This is a genomic window from Thermosipho sp. 1244, assembly GCF_018588215.1.
GTDB classification, from domain to species: domain Bacteria; phylum Thermotogota; class Thermotogae; order Thermotogales; family Fervidobacteriaceae; genus Thermosipho; species Thermosipho affectus.
On sequence record NZ_LNGA01000023.1, the window covers coordinates 60668 to 78616 of the forward strand.

Annotated in this window: 27 protein-coding genes and 2 tRNA genes; 25 read left to right on the top strand and 4 right to left on the bottom strand. The window is 34.9% G+C overall.

Annotated elements, in window-relative coordinates; genetic code table 11:
• Positions 1-12: 12 nt before the first annotated feature.
• The 4 genes from pyk to AS157_RS05355 are packed head-to-tail and all read right to left on the bottom strand — an operon-like array spanning position 13 to position 4707.
• Positions 13-1425 carry a pyruvate kinase gene (gene pyk, locus AS157_RS05340; protein ID WP_077289435.1) on the bottom strand — a complete coding sequence of 471 codons (1413 nt, stop codon included), beginning with the start codon at positions 1423-1425 and terminating at the stop codon, positions 13-15.
• Entirely contained in the window at positions 1382-2644 is a 1263-nt protein-coding gene (locus AS157_RS05345; protein WP_077289436.1) for a DUF5693 family protein, read from the bottom strand. The genes pyk and AS157_RS05345 overlap by 44 nt, the downstream gene beginning before the upstream one ends.
• Positions 2607-3824 carry a hypothetical protein gene (locus AS157_RS05350; protein ID WP_077289437.1) on the bottom strand — a complete coding sequence of 406 codons (1218 nt, stop codon included), beginning with the start codon at positions 3822-3824 and terminating at the stop codon, positions 2607-2609. Before AS157_RS05350 ends, AS157_RS05345 begins: the two co-directional genes overlap by 38 nt.
• 1 nt (position 3825) lies before the next feature.
• Positions 3826-4707, bottom strand: a complete 882-nt coding sequence (locus AS157_RS05355) for an RluA family pseudouridine synthase (protein WP_077198340.1) — start codon at positions 4705-4707, stop codon at positions 3826-3828.
• Between the two features lie 119 nt (positions 4708-4826).
• Here AS157_RS05355 and AS157_RS05360 point away from each other — a divergent pair.
• The 25 genes from AS157_RS05360 to rpsE all read left to right on the top strand — a co-directional run bounded on the left by AS157_RS05360 (position 4827) and on the right by rpsE (position 17948).
• Positions 4827-4901: transfer RNA gene (locus AS157_RS05360), tRNA-Val, on the top strand.
• A 15-nt stretch (positions 4902-4916) separates the two neighbouring features.
• A tRNA-Gln gene (locus AS157_RS05365) sits at positions 4917-4991 on the top strand.
• 182 nt (positions 4992-5173) lie between these two features.
• Positions 5174-5548, top strand: coding sequence for a 30S ribosomal protein S12 (gene rpsL, locus AS157_RS05370; protein WP_075665998.1), 375 nt, complete (start codon positions 5174-5176; stop codon positions 5546-5548).
• An 18-nt stretch (positions 5549-5566) separates the two neighbouring features.
• The gene (gene rpsG, locus AS157_RS05375) at positions 5567-6034 is read left to right on the top strand and encodes a 30S ribosomal protein S7 (RefSeq protein WP_075665999.1); all 468 of its coding nucleotides are present in this window, start codon (positions 5567-5569) and stop codon (positions 6032-6034) included.
• A gap of 13 nt (positions 6035-6047) precedes the next feature.
• Positions 6048-8123: an elongation factor G gene (gene fusA, locus AS157_RS05380; RefSeq protein ID WP_077198341.1), complete on the top strand. Its 2076-nt coding sequence runs from the start codon at positions 6048-6050 to the stop codon at positions 8121-8123.
• Positions 8124-8154: 31 nt separating this feature from the next.
• Positions 8155-9357: an elongation factor Tu gene (gene tuf / locus AS157_RS05385; protein ID WP_075666001.1), complete on the top strand. Its 1203-nt coding sequence runs from the start codon at positions 8155-8157 to the stop codon at positions 9355-9357.
• Between the two features lie 64 nt (positions 9358-9421).
• The gene (rpsJ, locus tag AS157_RS05390; RefSeq protein WP_012057174.1) at positions 9422-9730 is read left to right on the top strand and encodes a 30S ribosomal protein S10; all 309 of its coding nucleotides are present in this window, start codon (positions 9422-9424) and stop codon (positions 9728-9730) included.
• Between the two features lie 22 nt (positions 9731-9752).
• A complete protein-coding gene (rplC, locus tag AS157_RS05395; protein ID WP_075666002.1) occupies positions 9753-10370 on the top strand; it encodes a 50S ribosomal protein L3 in 618 nt (205 codons plus the stop codon).
• 37 nt (positions 10371-10407) lie between these two features.
• Positions 10408-11073, top strand: a complete 666-nt coding sequence (gene rplD / locus AS157_RS05400; protein WP_077287539.1) for a 50S ribosomal protein L4 — start codon at positions 10408-10410, stop codon at positions 11071-11073.
• Positions 11073-11378 (top strand): 50S ribosomal protein L23, encoded by a 306-nt coding sequence (gene rplW / locus AS157_RS05405; RefSeq protein ID WP_075666004.1) that lies wholly within the window; start codon positions 11073-11075, stop codon positions 11376-11378. Before rplD ends, rplW begins: the two co-directional genes overlap by 1 nt.
• 15 nt (positions 11379-11393) lie before the next feature.
• Positions 11394-12218, top strand: coding sequence for a 50S ribosomal protein L2 (gene rplB, locus AS157_RS05410; RefSeq protein WP_077289438.1), 825 nt, complete (start codon positions 11394-11396; stop codon positions 12216-12218).
• Between the two features lie 15 nt (positions 12219-12233).
• Complete coding sequence (gene rpsS, locus AS157_RS05415; RefSeq protein ID WP_077198343.1) at positions 12234-12521, top strand: 30S ribosomal protein S19; 288 nt, start codon at positions 12234-12236, stop codon at positions 12519-12521.
• 14 nt (positions 12522-12535) lie between these two features.
• The gene (gene rplV, locus AS157_RS05420; RefSeq protein ID WP_077198344.1) at positions 12536-12985 is read left to right on the top strand and encodes a 50S ribosomal protein L22; all 450 of its coding nucleotides are present in this window, start codon (positions 12536-12538) and stop codon (positions 12983-12985) included.
• Positions 12986-13002: 17 nt separating this feature from the next.
• The gene (gene rpsC / locus AS157_RS05425; protein ID WP_075666006.1) at positions 13003-13632 is read left to right on the top strand and encodes a 30S ribosomal protein S3; all 630 of its coding nucleotides are present in this window, start codon (positions 13003-13005) and stop codon (positions 13630-13632) included.
• 22 nt (positions 13633-13654) lie between these two features.
• Positions 13655-14083 (top strand): 50S ribosomal protein L16, encoded by a 429-nt coding sequence (gene rplP / locus AS157_RS05430; protein ID WP_075666007.1) that lies wholly within the window; start codon positions 13655-13657, stop codon positions 14081-14083.
• Positions 14080-14280, top strand: a complete 201-nt coding sequence (gene rpmC, locus AS157_RS05435) for a 50S ribosomal protein L29 (protein WP_075666008.1) — start codon at positions 14080-14082, stop codon at positions 14278-14280. Before rplP ends, rpmC begins: the two co-directional genes overlap by 4 nt.
• Before the next feature lie 5 nt (positions 14281-14285).
• On the top strand, positions 14286-14582 hold the full coding sequence (gene rpsQ / locus AS157_RS05440) for a 30S ribosomal protein S17 (RefSeq protein ID WP_077289439.1): 297 nt from the start codon (positions 14286-14288) through the stop codon (positions 14580-14582).
• A complete protein-coding gene (rplN, locus tag AS157_RS05445) occupies positions 14569-14937 on the top strand; it encodes a 50S ribosomal protein L14 (protein WP_075666010.1) in 369 nt (122 codons plus the stop codon). The genes rpsQ and rplN overlap by 14 nt, the downstream gene beginning before the upstream one ends.
• Positions 14938-14950: 13 nt before the next feature.
• Positions 14951-15271 carry a 50S ribosomal protein L24 gene (gene rplX, locus AS157_RS05450; protein WP_077198345.1) on the top strand — a complete coding sequence of 107 codons (321 nt, stop codon included), beginning with the start codon at positions 14951-14953 and terminating at the stop codon, positions 15269-15271.
• Positions 15272-15284: 13 nt separating this feature from the next.
• Positions 15285-15833 (top strand): 50S ribosomal protein L5, encoded by a 549-nt coding sequence (gene rplE / locus AS157_RS05455; RefSeq protein WP_075666012.1) that lies wholly within the window; start codon positions 15285-15287, stop codon positions 15831-15833.
• Between the two features lie 12 nt (positions 15834-15845).
• Positions 15846-16031 (top strand): type Z 30S ribosomal protein S14, encoded by a 186-nt coding sequence (locus AS157_RS05460; RefSeq protein WP_075666013.1) that lies wholly within the window; start codon positions 15846-15848, stop codon positions 16029-16031.
• 15 nt (positions 16032-16046) lie between these two features.
• On the top strand, positions 16047-16451 hold the full coding sequence (rpsH, locus tag AS157_RS05465) for a 30S ribosomal protein S8 (RefSeq protein WP_075666014.1): 405 nt from the start codon (positions 16047-16049) through the stop codon (positions 16449-16451).
• A gap of 13 nt (positions 16452-16464) precedes the next feature.
• The gene (rplF, locus tag AS157_RS05470; RefSeq protein WP_077198346.1) at positions 16465-17019 is read left to right on the top strand and encodes a 50S ribosomal protein L6; all 555 of its coding nucleotides are present in this window, start codon (positions 16465-16467) and stop codon (positions 17017-17019) included.
• 15 nt (positions 17020-17034) lie between these two features.
• Positions 17035-17403 carry a 50S ribosomal protein L18 gene (gene rplR / locus AS157_RS05475; RefSeq protein WP_077198347.1) on the top strand — a complete coding sequence of 123 codons (369 nt, stop codon included), beginning with the start codon at positions 17035-17037 and terminating at the stop codon, positions 17401-17403.
• 14 nt (positions 17404-17417) lie between these two features.
• The gene (gene rpsE / locus AS157_RS05480; protein WP_214494991.1) at positions 17418-17948 is read left to right on the top strand and encodes a 30S ribosomal protein S5; all 531 of its coding nucleotides are present in this window, start codon (positions 17418-17420) and stop codon (positions 17946-17948) included.
• Position 17949 lies beyond the last annotated feature (1 nt).

Consider the following 17949-nt stretch of genomic DNA (forward strand, 5'->3'; position numbering starts at 1 on the left):
TAGTTCATGATTTTAAATTATTTCCTGTATTTGAAGTGTATTTGTTGTTCCGGGTTTTCCCCATGGAATACCTGCGGTAATTATAACTTTGTCTCCTTTTTTTGCAAGTTCCAATTCTTTTGCTTTTTTCATAACTTCATTTATCATTTCATCTGTGGAGAGTGTTTGATTTATCAATACAGGAATAACACCCCATACTAGGCTTAACTTATACAGTGTAGAAATATTTGGAGTAGCAGCCATTATTGGTACGTTCGGTCTCAATCTTGCTACATTAATTGCTGTTCTTCCTGTACCGGTTGCTGTTATTATCAATTTTGCGTTTATATCCTTTGAAAGATTATAGACTGCATGGGAAATAGCTGTTTCTGGATCTTCTGATATGTAATAACTTCTTATCCATTCTAATTCAATTGATTCATAGTTGAGAAGAAACTTTTCAGTATTTATTGCAACTTCGTTCATAACCTTAACCGCTTCTATGGGGTAATCGCCTATTGATGTTTCAGCTGAAAGCATTATAGCATCTGTGCCATCAAGAATTGCGTTGGCTATATCTGAAACTTCTGCTCTTGTAGGTGTTGAATTTTTAATCATACTTTCTAACATTTGTGTTGCAGTGATGACAGGTTTAGCATACCTATTAGCGGTTTCTATGATTTGTTTTTGAACAATGGGGACTTTTGAAAGAGGAATTTCAACACCTAGATCTCCTCTTGCAACCATTACTCCCTCTGCTTCATGGATTATTTCATCAAGGTAATCTAATGCCTGTGCAGTTTCTATTTTTGCAATTACAGGTATTCCGTTACTAAGTGATTTAGCAAGTTTTACATCCTCGGGTTTTCTAACAAATGAAAGTGCTATGAAATCTATATTTTCCTCAATTGCAAGTTTTATGAATTCTTTATCTTTCTCTGTAATTGCCGAAATTGAGAGATCTACCCCTGGAAGGTTGACACCTCTATGATGTGTTATTCTTCCGCCTCTAATTACTTTTGTTTTTACAATATTATTATTTGTTTCAAGCACTTCAAGTTCTATTGCACCATCGTTTATCAAAACTTTATCTCCTTTTTTTACTTCAAATGGAAATCTAACGTAATTAACTGAAAGTAACTTTTCATCGCCAAGCACATCATCTGTTGTTATATCAACTATGCTATTTTCTTTTAGTGTTATGTATTCTTCTTTAAGTTTCCCAGTTCTAATCTTTGGACCAGATAAGTCTATTAAAATTGCAAAAACTGCGTTTAACTTTTCTCGTAGTTTTTTTAATCTTTTAATTCTTTCTTTATGTACTTCTAATGTATCGTGGGAAGAATTTAGTCTAAATACGTTAACTCCGGTTTTGATAAGTTTTTCAAGCATTTCTTCTGATTCAGTGGCGGGACCTATTGTGGATACTATTCTTGTTTTTCTCATATAAAACACTCCTTTCAAAGAATAAATTGATTATTGAAAAAATAATAATTGAAATGAATAGTGTAAACAGTTCTCTATAGACATTAATAAACAAAGGTGCTCTAATATGACAGAAAGTATTAAATGTGGATAATAAAGCAATGCTTCCAAATATTTGAAAGAATTTTCTGAAGAAAATATTTTTAGTATAGGGTGCTAAGAATAAAAGAGGATAAAATATTAGTTCTTTGGTTCTTGGACGAATTATAAATATGTCTTCTATAAATTCTCTTAAATTTCTTTCAAAGTCTGAAACGAATCCATAATTCCCACTTCTAATTATATAATATATCCCAAAAATAGTGAATATAGGTAATAATATCTTCATATATTTTTTAAACTCTTTATTTTGAGTGTTTATTAGTTCAATCAATAGAATCACTGGGAGGAGGATTAGAGAAAGTTTTACTAATTTGAAAGTTTCAATATTGTTTACATGGTAAAAATCGTACAAGGAAAGATTGGTAAATATTCCTAATGAAAAATAGGAAAAAAATTTCAGAATATTGTTGTTCACCTTTTTAAATACGAATATGGTTCCAATAATACTTACAATTGACACAAAATAATCATATGAAAAGTATAGAATGGGAATGAAAAAAGCAATAAATGGAAAAAGACTGAATACGAAAAGTACAAGTATTACAAGAAAAACATACTTTATATTTTTTGCTTTGACTATATAAGGAGAAGGTTCTGAAGTTGGAAAATAGTTGTTGAATTTTTTTGCAACAGTTTCGGTTAATTTTGTTCTTGGTAGAACTATAAGATCTATACTTCTTTCTACCACTGCACGCCAAAGTCTTTTGAAAAGAGTTTTTTCGTTGTATTTTGTTAGTTCCTCAGGTTTTATATAATGTACGTTTATTACATTAGTTAATTTTTTTGCATAATTTTGAGAAAGTTTGAATGAGGAATCAAATTCGAGTATTCCAAATACTTTATCTTTTATATCAATATCTACAGTTGTTGCGTCTTTTAATACAACATATTTGGAAAATTTTGTAGGAATGGTTTTTCCATCTGAGAAAAAGACTTCATTTAAGTCTTCAAAAACTATTTTTGTTTTCATGTTTTCTATATCTGGAATTATTCTTATCAAAGACGAAAGTAAAGCAATTATTGTAAAGATAAATAATACCTTATTTAACGATGTGTATGACAAAATTTTTATCTTCATAATGCCTCCTTTGCCTTTTAGGATTGATCCATATTTTTATAAATGGGGATTTTATCATTATACCTCCTATATTGAACCATTTTTTTTGGTCAAAAAATTGAAGAGAGTTTGAATTTTTTTCGTTAATATATATTGTTTCGAGTTTTAAAGTGTTGTTTTTAAAAGTATCTTCACAATAAACGGCAATTATATTTTTTCCATACTTGAGTTTGAAAATTTCTCCTTTTTTTTCTTGATTGTTTATTTTTAAAAGAGTTTTTGTTTTGTTAAAGTCTTGTGAAATGACTTTTATTTCATAATAGTTGTCGAATAGATGTTTTTTTTCTAACAGTACTTTGGGTGGAGTGGTATCTTTTACAGTGATTGTTGTGATCGTAGAATTAGATGGTGAAATTTCGTAAAAGTTTTTGGTGCCTATAAAAGTTAGGGTGCCGTACTTTGTGTGTGAGAAAAATTCGTATTCTTTTTCTTGAAAGTTTATTGTTGATTTGGGAACGAATAAGTTTTTGGTGAGACTTGATTCGTTTCCTAATTCGTCTTTCGCGTACACAAAAATTGTATATGTCCCAGGTAAAAGTGCACCAGCATTTGGTGAAATAGTATTATTTATATAAACTTTAGTCTGTATCTTCCCATAGTCATTTATGCGTATTTTGTAAAAACCATACTCTGGAAATGAAAATGTTGTAATATCTATTTTAGGTGGTTTAGGTGTTATTTTATATTCTCCAAAATAGAATTTTAAATTGGGGATTTCATATTCTTTTAGGAATAAGTCAAGATATTCTTTTAATTTATCTTTTGGGGTTATTTTTTTTACTATTATCTTTTCATCGTATAGTTCTATTGGAAATTCATCTATAACAACTTGGGTAATTTTTGATATTTTGTATAATTTTAATATAGATTGAAACACATCTTTTGAAACCTTTATTGTCCCGTTTTTTCCAATGGTTTGCCCATCTTCTAGTACTAATAGATTGTCTGGAAATTCGAAATTTTCTACATTAGGGCTTTTGAAATAAGATATAATCTTTCCCCTAAATTTGTTTGGTTTTCCAAAAAACGGGTAAATTTCACCATTTATTATAATGGTGTTATCATATGTATTGAAATAAATGTTAATAGAAAAGAAAGACAATGAGATATGGAGTATTAAGAAAAAAAATATTTTTTTCAATTTATTCCTCCATTTTTAAGGCTTTTAAAGTTTCTTGTAGGTCTTTTGCAAGAGGGGCTATTGCCCTGATTTTTTTATTTTTATAGACAAATGTCATTTCACTACAGTGTAAAAAATATCGCTTTAGTCCATATTTTCTTTTAAATTCTCTATTTAATTTTTTGTTACCATAAAGGTTATCACCTACAACTGGATAACCTATTAAACTCAAGTGTTTTCTGATTTGGTGTTTTCTTCCGGTTTTAATTTCCACATCCAATAGCGAGAAATAGCCAAGATCAGTTTTAAATGTTTTTTTCTTGTTGTATATGGTTTTTGCATATTTACTATCAAGTGGTATTTCTATTTTTTCGGTCCTTTTAGGGTTACCTATACAGAGTGTAACATATTTTTTCTTTATATTTCTTGAAGAAATTATATCACTAATTTCTCTTGCACTATTAACGTTTTTTGCCACAATGAAAACTCCTGATGTGTGTTTATCTAATCTATGGACGAGGTAAGGTGTAAAATCTTTCTTTTTGCCTAAATACATTAATCCCTCAATTAGCGTAGCAATATGTGTACCTTTTCCTGGATGGATTGGTATACCAGCGGGTTTGTTTATTATTAAAATACTTTCATCTTCGTATATGATATCAAATTCCATTTTTATTGGAATGATTTGATTGTTTTTTTCTCTATTGTATTTAGAAGTATCTTCGTTAATGTTTATCTCATCTCCAACTTCAAGTTTGTAAGATGGATCTTTAATTTTTTTTCCGTTAACTATTATCTTTCCTTTTCTTATTAATTTGTAAATGGCGCTCAAGGGTAAATTTTTAAGTTCTTTTCTTAGAAATTTGTCCAATCTGGAATAATAATTTTTTTCTGTTACTATCATGTCTTTCTCCCTCGCTTTCTTATTTTATTATACTCTATGGTTGTGTTTAAATCAAAGAAGGTAAATTTATTTTAACATCTTGACAAGTTTTTTTTGTGTGATAAAATAAAAGTCGGCCTGGGTGCGTAGCTCAGTGGGAGAGCGCTTCCTTGACGCGGAAGAGGCCGCAGGTTCAATCCCTGCCGCACCCACCAGTTGTTTTTTCTAGTTGGGGCGTCGTCTAACTGGCAGGACACTGGACTTTGGCTCCAGCAGTGTAGGTTCGAGTCCTACCGCCCCAGCCAGAGGGCTTGATGCCCTCTTTTTTTCTAAGTATCATTCATAAAACGCACGAAAAAGTGGACGAAACAAAATGTTCACTTATTTTTCAAGAGAATTTTGCTATAAGGGTTTATAATAGAATTTGTAAAATGTTGCGGCGTGGCTGAAACGGAAAAATTTTATAGTTTTTGAAGGGAGGGTTTAGATGCCTACAATTAATCAGTTGGTAAGGTATGGAAGAAAAGTAATTAAGGAAAAATCAAAATCTCCAGCGTTACAAGGGCACCCACAAAAAAGAGGAGTTTGCGTAAGGGTATCGACAATGACCCCGAAAAAGCCAAATTCAGCTCTTAGAAAAATTGCAAGGGTTAGATTGAGCAATGGGATAGAAGTGACTGCGTATATTCCAGGTATAGGACATAACTTGCAAGAACACTCAGTTGTGTTGGTTAGAGGTGGAAGGGTAAAAGACTTGCCAGGTATTAGGTATAAAATCATAAGGGGTGCATTGGATGCAGCAGGTGTTGAGAACAGAAAACAATCAAGAAGTAAGTATGGTGCAAAGAGACCTAAGAAATAAATTGGGAGGGAAATATAAATGAGAAGAAGAAGAGCGGAAATTAGAAAAGTTCCACCTGATCCAATTTATAATGATGTTTTGGTTTCAAAACTTATAAATAGAGTTATGTGGGACGGAAAAAAATCAATAGCTCAGAAGATAGTTTACAAAGCTATGGAAATTTTAGCGGAGAAGACGAAGAAAGATCCACTTGATGCTTTGCATCAAGCAGTAGAAAATGTCAGACCTATCGTTGAAGTAAGACCAAGAAGGGTTGGGGGTGCTACATATCAAGTGCCAATTGAAGTCGAAGAACCAAGGAAGACATCACTAGCATTAAGATGGATTGTTGAAGCGGCAAGAGCTAGAAAAGGAAAGCCAATGGCTGAAAAATTAGGTGAAGAATTGGTCAATGCTTTTAACAACACGGGAACGGCTATTAAGAAGAAAGAAGATGTTCACAGAATGGCAGAGGCAAACAGGGCATTTGCACACTTTAGATGGTAAGTAGGAGGAGAGTATGAAGGAGATACAGGCGATATACGTTGACTTGAAAAAACTAAGAAACATAGGTATTATGGCCCATATTGATGCAGGTAAGACGACGACTACCGAAAGAATTCTTTTCTATACAGGTAGAAAGCATAATATTGGTAGTGTGGATGATGGTACTGCAACAATGGATTGGATGGTTCAAGAAAAGGAAAGGGGTATTACCATTGTTTCTGCTGCAACAACATGTATGTGGAAGGGCCATCGTATTAATATAATTGATACTCCGGGACACGTTGACTTTACCATTGAAGTAGAAAGGGCGTTAAGGGTACTTGACGGAGCTGTTGCCGTTTTTGATGCTGCTGCAGGTGTTGAACCGCAGTCAGAAACTGTTTGGAGGCAAGCAGATAAATACAATGTACCACGTATTGCGTTTATGAATAAGATGGATAAATTAGGTGCAGATTTTGAAATGTCTGTTGAAAGTATGGTAAAAAGACTTAGGGCAAATCCAATTCCTGTTCAAATGCCTATGGGAGCAGAGGATTCGTTTGAAGGGGTAATAGATCTAATTGAAATGAAAGCCATAAGATGGATTGATGAAAAGGGCACAGAAATGGTTTATGAAGAAATTCCTGAAAAATATTTGGCTAAAGCTGAAGAGATGAGAGAGGAATTACTTGAAAAAGTGGCAGAACTTGATGATGATATAATGGTCATGTATTTAGAAGGCGAGGAGATTTCAAATGATTTAATAAAGAAGGCATTGAGGAAGGCCACAATTGAAAATAAAGCTACACCTGTATTTTGTGGCTCTGCAAAAATGAACAGAGGTGTTCAACCTTTATTAGATGGAATTTTGGAATATTTGCCATCGCCACTTGATGTGCCACCTGTTAAAGGCTGGGATCAAAATGGAGAAACAATAGACATAGTTCCAGATGAAAACGAACCATTTACAGCCCTTGCTTTTAAAATACAAGCGGATCCATATGTAGGTAAATTAACATTTTTTAGAGTTTACAGTGGAAGGCTTGAAAAGGGTAGTTATGTGTATAATTCAACAAAAGGAAAGAAAGAAAGAATTTCAAGATTAATATTTATGCATGCTGATAAAAGAGAAGATGTAGAATATGTAAGAGCGGGTGATATCGTAGCAGCAATTGGTTTAAAAGATACAAAAACAGGAGATACATTATGCGATGAGAAGAGACCTGTTATTTTGGAAAAGATGGAATTCCCAGAGCCTGTTATTTCTATAGCGGTAGAACCGGAAACGAAAAAAGATCAGGATAAGTTATCAAGGGCTTTAACATTGTTAAGTGATGAAGATCCTTCATTTAGAGCATATGTTGAGCCTGAAACAGGTGAAACTATTATTTCAGGTATGGGTGAGTTGCACCTTGAAATAATTGTAGATAGATTAAAACGTGAATTTAACACGAATGTGAGAGTAGGTCAGCCGCAAGTTGCCTACAGGGAAACTATTCAAGTTCCCGCTGAAGCTGAAGGAAAATATATAAGACAAAGCGGCGGAAGAGGGCAATACGGACATGTTGTAATGAGATTTGAACCTATTGATTTGAGTAAGACTTTTGAATTTGAAGATAAGATTGTCGGCGGAGTTATACCAAAGGAATATATTCCTGCAGTTGAAGAAGGTGTAAGAGAAGCAGCTCAAAGTGGATATATTGGTGGATATCCAATGGTAGGAATAAAGGCGATATTACTCGATGGTTCATACCACGAAGTTGATTCGTCCGAGATGGCATTTAAGATTGCAGCAAGTATGGCATTTAAAGAGGCTGTAAAAAAGGCAAAACCAATTTTACTTGAACCTATAATGAAAGTTGAAATTACTACTCCAGAAGAGTATATGGGAAATATAATAGCAGACCTTAATTCAAGACGTGCACATGTGGAAACATTGGAATCAAGAGGACATTTAAGAATCATAAAGGCTTTGGTGCCGCTTTCCGAGATGTTTGGTTATGCAACTGATTTAAGGTCGTTATCGCAAGGTAGGGCAACTTATACGATGGTACTTGAAAGATATGCAAAAGTTCCTGATAAGATTGCTGAAAAAATAATTTCAAAATAACTTATCCACAAAGGATAAAGGAGGGTGAATTATGGCAAAAGAAAAGTTTGTGAGAAGTAAACCACACCTTAATGTTGGTACGATTGGACATATTGACCACGGAAAAACAACATTAACAGCAGCTATAACAAAGTACTTGTCTTTGTTTGGAAGAGCAGATTATACACCATATGAACAAATCGATAAAGCTCCAGAAGAAAAAGAAAGAGGAATTACAATTAACATTGCACACATTGAATACGAAACAGACAACAGACACTACGCACACATTGACTGTCCAGGTCACGCTGACTATATTAAAAACATGATTACTGGTGCAGCTCAAATGGATGGTGCTATTCTTGTTGTTGCAGCAACTGATGGACCAATGCCACAAACAAGAGAACACGTTCTTCTCGCAAGACAGGTTAATGTTCCTGCAATGATTGTTTTCATTAACAAAACGGATATGGTTGATGATGAAGAATTGATTGATCTTGTTGAAATGGAAGTAAGGGAACTTCTTAATAAATACGAATTTCCAGGTGACGATCTTCCAGTAATAAGAGGTTCTGCTCTTAAAGCAGTTGAGGCATCTAATGATCCTAATGATGCTGCATATGCACCAATTAAAGAGCTTCTTGATACTATGGACGAATACTTCCCAGAACCACAAAGGGAAACAGATAAACCATTCTTGATGCCAGTTGAAGACGTATTTTCTATTACAGGAAGAGGTACGGTTGTTACTGGAAGAATCGAACGTGGTGTTATCAAACCCGGTGATGAAGTAGAAATCGTAGGAATGAGTTACGAAGTAAATAAAACAGTTGTTACAAGTGTTGAAATGTTTAGAAAGATCCTTGATGAAGGTCTTGCAGGTGACAACGTTGGATGTTTGTTAAGAGGTGTTGACAAAGATGAAGTAGAAAGAGGACAAGTTCTTGCAAAACCAGGATCAATAACACCACATACAACATTTAAAGCACAAGTTTACGTTCTAAAGAAAGAAGAAGGCGGAAGACATACACCATTCCAAAAAGGATACAAACCGCAATTCTTTATCAGAACAGCTGACGTAACAGGTGAATTAATTGACTTCCCTGCAGGTGTAGAAATGGTTATGCCTGGAGATAACGTAGAAATGACAATTAAACTTATCTACCCTGTTGCTATTGAAGAAGGAATGAGATTTGCTATCCGTGAAGGTGGAAGAACAGTCGGTGCAGGTGTTGTAACAGCAATTGTTGAGTAATTATAAATATTTTGGAGAGGGGGGTAACCCCCTTTCTTCCTGAAATAAAAAGGGAGGGAACAAGATGCCAGGACAGAAGATAAGAATTAGGTTGAAGGCATATGATCATAAACTTCTTGATGAGTCTGCAAAAAAAATAGTGGAAGTTGTAAAACAAACAAATGCAAAGGTTTCTGGACCAGTACCTTTGCCAACGGAAAGAACTTTATATGTTGTCTTAAGATCTCCTTTGAAACATAAAGATTCAAGGGAACAATTTGAAAAAAGAGTACACAAGAGAATGATTGATATATTAGAACCATCACCAAAAACTATTGATGCGCTTATGAAAATAAATCTTCCTGCTGGAGTTGACGTTGAAATCAACTTGTGATTCAAACTTGGAGGTGCTAGTTATGAAAATGATTATTGGAAGAAAATTGGGAATGACACGAGTTTTCGTAGGTGATAAGGTTGTTCCTGTTACTGTGATTAAAGCTGGACCATGTTTTGTAGTGCAAAAGAAAACCGTTGAAACAGATGGTTACAATGCTATACAATTGGGATTTGAAGAAGCAAAGAAGGTAAATAAACCTATGGAAGGTGTTTTCAAAAAAGCAGGAGTAAAGCCATTAAAAGTCTTGAAAGAATTCAGAGTAGATAATCCCGAAAATTTTGATTTGGGTCAAGAAATAAAGGTTGATATTTTTTCAGAAGGTGATAAGATAGATATTACAGGATGGTCAAAAGGTAGAGGATTTGCTGGTGCTATGAAAAGATGGGGCTTTAGAGGAGGTCCAAAGTCTCACGGCGCGAAATTCCATAGAGAGTTAGGTTCAGTTGGTCAACACTCAGAGCCTGCAAGAATTTTCAAAGGTAAAAAGATGCCGGGACAATATGGTAACGAACGCGTAACAATTTTGAATTCAGAAGTTGTTAAAATAGATGTTGAGAACAATTTAATAGCGGTTAAAGGTGGCGTCCCAGGAGCGAGAGGCGGCCTTGTCCTCATTAGATCTGCAAAGAGGGGATAAGAGCAGGCCTCGAAAATGAAAAAAGGAGGCATTGGGGATGGCAAAAGTTGATTTGTTTAATATCAAAGGTGAAAACATTGGTACAATTGAATTAAAAGATGAGGTTTTTTCAATTGAACCAAACCAAGATGTTATGTGGCGTTATATTGACATGCAACTTACAAACGCAAGAGCGGGGACTGCGTCAACGAAGACTCGTGGAGAGGTTTCCGGTGGAGGAAGAAAACCATGGATTCAAAAGCACACGGGAAGGGCAAGACAAGGTTCTATAAGAGCACCTCATTGGAGACACGGTGGAGTTGCACATGGTCCAAAGCCCAAAGTTTATTTTAAAAGGTTAAATAAGAAAATGAAAAAGCTTGCTTTAAAATCAGCTTTGTCCTTGAGATTAAAAGAGAATAATCTAGTTGTAGTTGATGATATTAAGTTTGAAAAGCCTAGAACAAAAGACTTGACGGAAGTTTTGAAGAATTTGGGACTTGAAAATCAAAAAGTTTTAATTGTTCTTCCTAAAAAAGAGAATAAATACGAGAATGTAAAAATTTCTGGACGAAATATTCCTGGGATTAAAGTATTAATTGCGGACAATCCAGGAGTCGATAGAGTTAATATCGATGGGTTGAATGTATACGATATTTTAAATCATGATAAGCTTGTGCTCCTCCAAAGTACTGTCCAGAAGATTGAGGAGGTGCTGGGATAATGAAAAATTATGCAGATATAATTATTAGACCAATTGTAAGTGAAAAGGCATATTATGCAAGAGAAGATAGGAAGTATGTTTTTGAGGTTGCAAAGGATGCCAATAAACCACAAATAAAAGAGGCAATTGAAAAGTTGTTTAATGTGAAGGTAAAAAAAGTCAATGTTGTTAATGTTAAACCAAAACCAAAGAGAGATTTAAGAAGAGGAGCAATGGCTAGGGAAGGTTATACTAGATCGTGGAAAAAAGCTATAGTGACACTTAAAGAAGGTTATACAATTAAAGAATTAGAAGGAGAACATTAAAAGGGGTGAAAAATGATGGGTCTTAAAAGATTTAAACCAACAAGCCCTGCTCGTAGACAGATGATAATACCAGATTTTTCTGAAATAACAAAAAAAGAACCAGAAAGATCATTGGTTGTTCCACTTAAAAAAACGGGTGGAAGAAACAGTTATGGTAGAATTACTGTTAGATTTAGAGGTGGCGGCCATAAGAGAAGATATAGGATAATAGATTTTAAAAGGAATAAAGTTGGTGTGCCTGCGAGAGTAGTATCAATAGAATATGATCCAAACAGAACAGCCAGAATAGCTTTACTTGTATATGCTGATGGTGAAAAAAGATATATATTGGCTCCACAAGGGTTGAATGTTGGCGATACAATTATGAATGGTCCGGATGCAGAAATTAAACCTGGAAATGCTTTGCCACTTGAAAATATTCCCGTTGGTACGGTTATTCACAATGTTGAATTTATACCTGGAAAAGGTGGACAAATTGCACGTTCGGCAGGAACATCGTGTCAATTAATGGCAAAAGAAGGTAAATATGCGTTGTTAAAGATGCCTTCAGGGGAATTAAGAAAAGTTCCAGTAAAATGTTATGCAACTATTGGTGTTATTGGCAATGAAGAACACAAGAATGAAGTAGATGGTAAAGCAGGTAGGGTTAGATGGAAAGGTAGAAAGCCACATGTAAGAGGGGTTGCAATGAATCCAGTTGATCACCCACATGGTGGAGGTGAAGGTAGAGGAAAAGGCCACCATCCACAAAGTCCATGGGGTCAATTGGCAAAAGGATACAAAACAAGAAGAGGTAAAAAAGCATCAGATAAATTGATTGTTAGAAGAAGAAATGGTTGATGAGGAGGTGCAATAATGGGTAGGTCCACGAAAAAGGGACCTTATGTAGATCCCAAATTATTAAAGAAAATAAGACAGTTAAACGAAGCAGGAGAAAAAAAGATAGTAAAAACATGGAGTAGGGCAAGTATGATAGTACCAGAAATGGTTGGGCATACAATAGCAGTTTACAATGGATTAAAACATATCCCGGTTTATATTACGGAAAATATGGTAGGACACAGATTGGGAGAATTTTCCTTTACCAGAAGGTTTGGAGGGCACGCAGATAAGTCAGCAAGTAAGGGTCAGGTTAAAAAGTGAGGAGGGTGGAAGCAATGCAAGTTCTCATAAAGAGAAATGGAATGAAACGTTCTAAATTTCATAGAGCAAGGAAAGAGAAATTAGCATCGATGCCCGTCTATGAAGCAAAGGCTGTTGCAAAGTATATAAGAATTTCACCTAGAAAAGCTAGAAGTGTTGCAAATTCAATAAAAGGGAAAAATGTTTCAGAAGCGTTTACAATTCTTGAATTTTCTCCTAAAAAAGCTGCACGAATAATAAAAAATGTGTTAAAATCAGCAGTAGCGAATGCAGTTAATAATCACGGATTAAATGAAGAAAATTTGTACGTTTACACCTGTTATGTAAACGATGGTCCTAGAATGAAAAGACTTTGGCCGAGGGGAAGAGGAAGCGCGGACATAATACAAAAGAGGATGTCTCATATAACAGTAATAGTTAGAGATAGGGAAGCCGAGAAGGCTGCAATTGATGAAAAGAAATAGAAAGGTGAGGTGGTAAGGTGGGTCAAAAAGTTCATCCACGTGGCTTTAGGCTCGGGATAACAACTGATTGGCAAGCAACTTGGTTCAACGAAAAAAATTACAAAGAATATTTGTTAGAAGATGAAGAAATAAGAAAGGTAATAAAATCAAAATACTCTCACGCAGGAATTAGCGAAATAGTAATTGAAAGACCAGATTCAGAGAGAGTTATTGCGATTATAAAGACGGCAAGACCTGGTATAATAATAGGTAAAAAAGGTGCAGAAATCACTGAATTAAGGAAAGAGTTGGAGACAAGATTCAATAGGAGATTTATTGTAAATGTTGAGGAAATAAAATTACCTGAAGTGGATGCACAGCTTGTTGCGGAAAATATCGCAAATAGAATTGAAAAACGTGCTTCGTATAAAGTCGTTATGAAAAGGGCAATATTTAACGCAATGAGAAAAGGTGCAAAAGGTATAAAAATAATGGTTTCTGGAAGATTAGCAGGTGCTGAAATTGCAAGAACAGAATGGTATTTGAAAGGAAGATTACCACTTCAAACGATTAGATCTATAATAGATTATGGGACTGCGAGAGCAGAAACAAAATACGGTACGATAGGTATAAAAGTATGGATTTATAAAGGCGACGCCGATATCTGACGTCTAAAGGAGGTAGTACGACATGTTGATGCCAAAGAGAGTAAAGTACAGAAAACAGCATAGGGGAAGAATGAAGGGTAAGGCAAAAGGTGGAGCATTAGTTGCATTTGGTGAATATGGTTTGAAAGCGCTTGAACCTCATTGGATTACTGCACAACAGATTGAAGCATGTAGAATTGCTATTACAAGGACTTTGAAAAAGTCAGGAAAGTTATGGATTAGGATTTTTCCAGATAAATCGTATACAAAACACCCGGCAGAGAGTAAGCTTGGAAAGGGAAAAGGTAATGTTGAAGGATGGGTAGCAGTAGTGAAACCTGGAAGGATAATGTTTGAAATTGGTGGAGTAAGTGAAGAATTAGCAAGAGAAGCACTTGAATATGCTGCAACAAAACTTCCAATTAGAACAAAAATAGTAAAAAGACATGAGATAGGTGGTGAAGCAGTATGAAGGCTGCTGAACTTAGAAATCTTACGAATGAAGAATTAATGAATTTGTTAGAGGAAAAGAAAAGAACTCTTATGAACTTGAGGTTTCAGAATGTACTAGGTCAACTAAATGATTATAGTCAGATATCAAAGACTAGAAAAGATATAGCAAGAATCAAAACAATTCTCAGGGAAAGAGAATTGGGTGTAAGGAGGTAATTGACATGCCAAAGAAAAGACTTGTAGGTGAAGTTGTAAGCGATAAGATGAATAAGACGGTTGTTGTTTCCGTTAGTACGTTGGTAAAACACCCGAGAGTGGGTAAATATATAAAGAGGACAAAAAAATATTATGCGCATGATGAAAATAACGAATGCAGAGTAGGAGATACCGTTGAAATTATTGAGTCAAGACCTTTGAGTAAGCTCAAAAGATGGAAAGTGTTGAGAATAATCGAAAGGTCTGTATTTACAGAAGAAGTAGAAGATGCGGAAGGAGGTAGTAACAATGATAATCAATGAAAGCTACCTCAACGTGGCTGATAACTCAGGTGCAAAACTTTTAAGGGTAATTAGGGTAATGGGTGGTTCCAGAAGGAAATGGGGAACGGTTGGAGATATTGTTGTCTGCAGCGTAAGAGATGCAGTTCCAAATGGAGATTTAAAAAAAGGTGATGTAGTTAAAGCGGTTATTGTTAGAACGAAAAAAGAAATAAGAAGACCTGATGGTTCATATATTCGTTTTGATGATAATGCTGCTGTTGTGATTGATAAATATAACGAGCCTAAGGGGACACGTGTTTTTGGACCAGTGGCAAAGGAATTAAGAGAAAAAGGTTTTATGAAAATAGTCTCCTTAGCGCCGGAAGTATTTTAAGGGGTGATGTGCAGTGGCAAGAAAAATAAGAAAAGGAGATATGGTAAAGGTATTATCTGGAAAGGACAAGGGAAAAACAGGTGAAGTAATTACAGTGATTCCAAAAGAGGATAAGGTTATAGTCAGAGGGGTAAATATTGTAAAAAGACATCAAAGGCCAAATGCACAGATGAGGCAAGGAGGAATAATTGAGAAAGAGGCTCCTATATATGTTTCAAAGGTTGCATTAGTGTGTCCAAGTTGTGGAAATGCTACAAGAGTTGGATTTAAATTCTTAGAAGACGGAAAAAAAGTAAGGTACTGTAAGAAATGCGGAGAAGTCATAGATAAGTAAGGAGGCATAGAGCATGCAGTACATACCATTAAAGGAAAAATATGAAAAAGAAATTAGAAATGCAATGATGAAAGAATTTGGCTATAAAAACATTCACCAAGTTCCAAGATTGGAAAAGATAGTTATAAATATGGGAATTGGTGAAGGTTCAAGAAATAAAGATGTTATAGATATCCACGCAAAGGAATTAGCTTTAATTGCAGGTCAAAAACCTGTGGTAACGAGAGCAAAAAAGAGTATATCTAATTTTAAAATAAGAAAAGGTATGCCAATAGGATTGAAAGTTACTTTAAGAGGAATCAATATGTACAACTTTTTGTATAAGCTCATTAATCTTGTACTGCCAAAAGTTAGAGACTTTAGGGGATTGAATCCAAATGGTTTTGATGGAAGGGGAAACTACTCATTTGGTTTGACAGAACAATTGGTATTTCCAGAGATTTCTCCTGATCAAGTAAGAAGAGTACAAGGTATGGATATTGTAATTGTCACAACAGCAAAAACCGATGAGGAAGCTAGGAAGTTACTTGAACTCTTTGGATTTCCTTTTAAAAGACAATAAGGAGGTTTAAATATGGCAAGAAAAGGTCTTGTAGAAAGATGGAAGAAACCCAAAAAATTTAAAACAAGAGAGTATACAAGATGTAAGATATGTGGACGTGCACATTCTGTTTATAGAGAATTTGGTGTATGTAGGGTTTGTTTTAGAAAAATGGCCAACGAGGGAAAACTCCCGGGAGTTAGGAAGGCAACATGGTAAAAGGAGGGGAATACAATGTGGAGCGATCCAATAGCTGACATGCTCACTCGAATAAGAAATGCTAACGTTGCATTAAAAGAACAAGTAGATGTTCCAGCATCAAATTTAAAGAAAGCAATAGCTGAAATTTTGAAAACAGAAGGATTTATTAAAGATTACACATATATTGAGGATGGGAAACAAGGAATCATCAGGATTCAAATGAAATACAAAGGTACAAGGAGAAATAGAGAAAGAGTAATTCACGGAATTGTTAGAATTTCAAAGCCAGGAAGAAGAATTTATGTGGATAAAGATCATCTTCCAAAGGTTAAAAATGGATTAGGAATAGCAATTTTAACAACTTCTAAAGGCGTTATGACTGACAAAATGGCAAGAGAAATTGGAGTTGGCGGAGAAGTAATCGCCTATATCTGGTAAGGAGGTGTACTCAATGTCCCGTATAGCAAATAAACCTATAGTAATACCAAATGGCGTAGAAGTTAAGGTTGAAGGAAATGTTTTTAAGGTTAAAGGTCCAAAAGGTGAGTTGTCGCAAGAATTTTTACCTTATGTTAAAGTCGAGATTAATGAAAATGAAGTTAATGTAAAACCAAACGTTGAATTTATGAAAAGAAAGTCAGACTTAAAGAAAATGAAAATGTTTACAGGTACATACTGGAGATTGTTTAATAACATGGTTATTGGTGTTACACAAGGATTTAAAAAGGAATTAGAAATTGTTGGAATAGGTTACAGAGCACAGTTGCAAGGGAAAAAATTGGTTATGAACCTCGGATATGCGCATCCCGTTGAAATGGAAATACCATCTGATGTTACAGTGGAAGTCCCAAGTCCAAATAAAATAATAGTGAGCGGAATTGATAAACAAAGAGTAGGGCAAGTGGCAGCGGATATAAGAAGGTGGAGAGAACCTAACGTATATTCAGGAAAAGGTATTAGATACGTAGGAGAAGTAGTAAGATTGAAAGAAGGAAAGAAAGCATAAAGGGGGTACACTGAGATGATAAAAAGAGAAAATAGAAATTGGAGAAGGAAAAAGAGACACTTAAGTATAAGAAAAAAAATTCACGGTACAGCTGAAAGGCCAAGGTTGTGCGTATATAAAAGTGAAAAACACATATATGCACAGGTTATAGATGATGATAAAGGGCATACATTGGTAGCAGCATCAACTTTAGATAAGGAATTGAAGGAAATTTTGAAAAAGACTTGGAATAAAGAGGCAGCACGTGAAGTTGGAAAGTTAATTGGTAAAAGAGCAATCGAAAAAGGTATCAAGAAAGTGGTTTTTGATAGAGGTGGATACAGATATCACGGAAGAATTGCAGAACTTGCTGAAGGTGCTAGAGAAGCAGGCTTGGAATTTTAAGGGAGGTGCACTGAATGGCAGATATTGCACAGAAAATAAAGGCAACGGGTGAAGATTTCGAAGAAAGAATAGTGGAAATTAGAAGGACTACGAAAGTTACAAAGGGTGGGAAGAATCTTTCCTTTAGAGTGTTAGCCGTTGTTGGAAATAGAAATGGAAAAGTAGGAGTTGGCGTTGGAAAAGCAAGAGAAGTACCAGATGCTATAAGAAAAGCTTTATCAACTGCAAGAAGAAACGTATTTAAAGTATCAATTCATAACGGTACGATTCCTCATGAAATTGTTGGAAGACAAGATGCGGCGAAAGTTTTGTTAAAACCAGCTGCACCAGGTACAGGTATTATCTCAAATGGAACAGTACGTGCTATTGTTGAATTGGCCGGTATTCACAATATATTGACAAAATCAAGTGGTTCAACCAATCCAGTCGTTTTGGCTCAAGCAACGGTTAATGGTTTGAAAAACCTCCTATCCTTGGAGAAAATAGCTGAATTAAGAGATATAACTCCAAAAGAAGTTATTTATGGTGTAAAGAAGGAGGGTTAAT

Excerpts from the sequence above, each read along its gene's own strand:
- pyk (WP_077289435.1), bottom strand. The coding sequence starts at position 1,425 with ATGAGAAAAACAAGAATAGTATCCACAATAGGTCCCGCCACTGAATCA.
- AS157_RS05345 (WP_077289436.1), bottom strand. The coding sequence starts at position 2,644 with ATGAAGATAAAAATTTTGTCATACACATCGTTAAATAAGGTATTATTT.
- AS157_RS05355 (WP_077198340.1), bottom strand. The coding sequence starts at position 4,707 with ATGATAGTAACAGAAAAAAATTATTATTCCAGATTGGACAAATTTCTA.
- rpsL (WP_075665998.1), top strand. The coding sequence starts at position 5,174 with ATGCCTACAATTAATCAGTTGGTAAGGTATGGAAGAAAAGTAATTAAG.
- rpsG (WP_075665999.1), top strand. The coding sequence starts at position 5,567 with ATGAGAAGAAGAAGAGCGGAAATTAGAAAAGTTCCACCTGATCCAATT.
- fusA (WP_077198341.1), top strand. The coding sequence starts at position 6,048 with ATGAAGGAGATACAGGCGATATACGTTGACTTGAAAAAACTAAGAAAC.
- tuf (WP_075666001.1), top strand. The coding sequence starts at position 8,155 with ATGGCAAAAGAAAAGTTTGTGAGAAGTAAACCACACCTTAATGTTGGT.
- rpsJ (WP_012057174.1), top strand. The coding sequence starts at position 9,422 with ATGCCAGGACAGAAGATAAGAATTAGGTTGAAGGCATATGATCATAAA.
- rplC (WP_075666002.1), top strand. The coding sequence starts at position 9,753 with ATGAAAATGATTATTGGAAGAAAATTGGGAATGACACGAGTTTTCGTA.
- rplD (WP_077287539.1), top strand. The coding sequence starts at position 10,408 with ATGGCAAAAGTTGATTTGTTTAATATCAAAGGTGAAAACATTGGTACA.
- rplW (WP_075666004.1), top strand. The coding sequence starts at position 11,073 with ATGAAAAATTATGCAGATATAATTATTAGACCAATTGTAAGTGAAAAG.
- rplB (WP_077289438.1), top strand. The coding sequence starts at position 11,394 with ATGGGTCTTAAAAGATTTAAACCAACAAGCCCTGCTCGTAGACAGATG.
- rpsS (WP_077198343.1), top strand. The coding sequence starts at position 12,234 with ATGGGTAGGTCCACGAAAAAGGGACCTTATGTAGATCCCAAATTATTA.
- rplV (WP_077198344.1), top strand. The coding sequence starts at position 12,536 with ATGCAAGTTCTCATAAAGAGAAATGGAATGAAACGTTCTAAATTTCAT.
- rplP (WP_075666007.1), top strand. The coding sequence starts at position 13,655 with ATGTTGATGCCAAAGAGAGTAAAGTACAGAAAACAGCATAGGGGAAGA.
- rpmC (WP_075666008.1), top strand. The coding sequence starts at position 14,080 with ATGAAGGCTGCTGAACTTAGAAATCTTACGAATGAAGAATTAATGAAT.
- rpsQ (WP_077289439.1), top strand. The coding sequence starts at position 14,286 with ATGCCAAAGAAAAGACTTGTAGGTGAAGTTGTAAGCGATAAGATGAAT.
- rplN (WP_075666010.1), top strand. The coding sequence starts at position 14,569 with ATGATAATCAATGAAAGCTACCTCAACGTGGCTGATAACTCAGGTGCA.
- rplE (WP_075666012.1), top strand. The coding sequence starts at position 15,285 with ATGCAGTACATACCATTAAAGGAAAAATATGAAAAAGAAATTAGAAAT.
- AS157_RS05460 (WP_075666013.1), top strand. The coding sequence starts at position 15,846 with ATGGCAAGAAAAGGTCTTGTAGAAAGATGGAAGAAACCCAAAAAATTT.
- rpsH (WP_075666014.1), top strand. The coding sequence starts at position 16,047 with ATGTGGAGCGATCCAATAGCTGACATGCTCACTCGAATAAGAAATGCT.
- rplF (WP_077198346.1), top strand. The coding sequence starts at position 16,465 with ATGTCCCGTATAGCAAATAAACCTATAGTAATACCAAATGGCGTAGAA.
- rplR (WP_077198347.1), top strand. The coding sequence starts at position 17,035 with ATGATAAAAAGAGAAAATAGAAATTGGAGAAGGAAAAAGAGACACTTA.
- rpsE (WP_214494991.1), top strand. The coding sequence starts at position 17,418 with ATGGCAGATATTGCACAGAAAATAAAGGCAACGGGTGAAGATTTCGAA.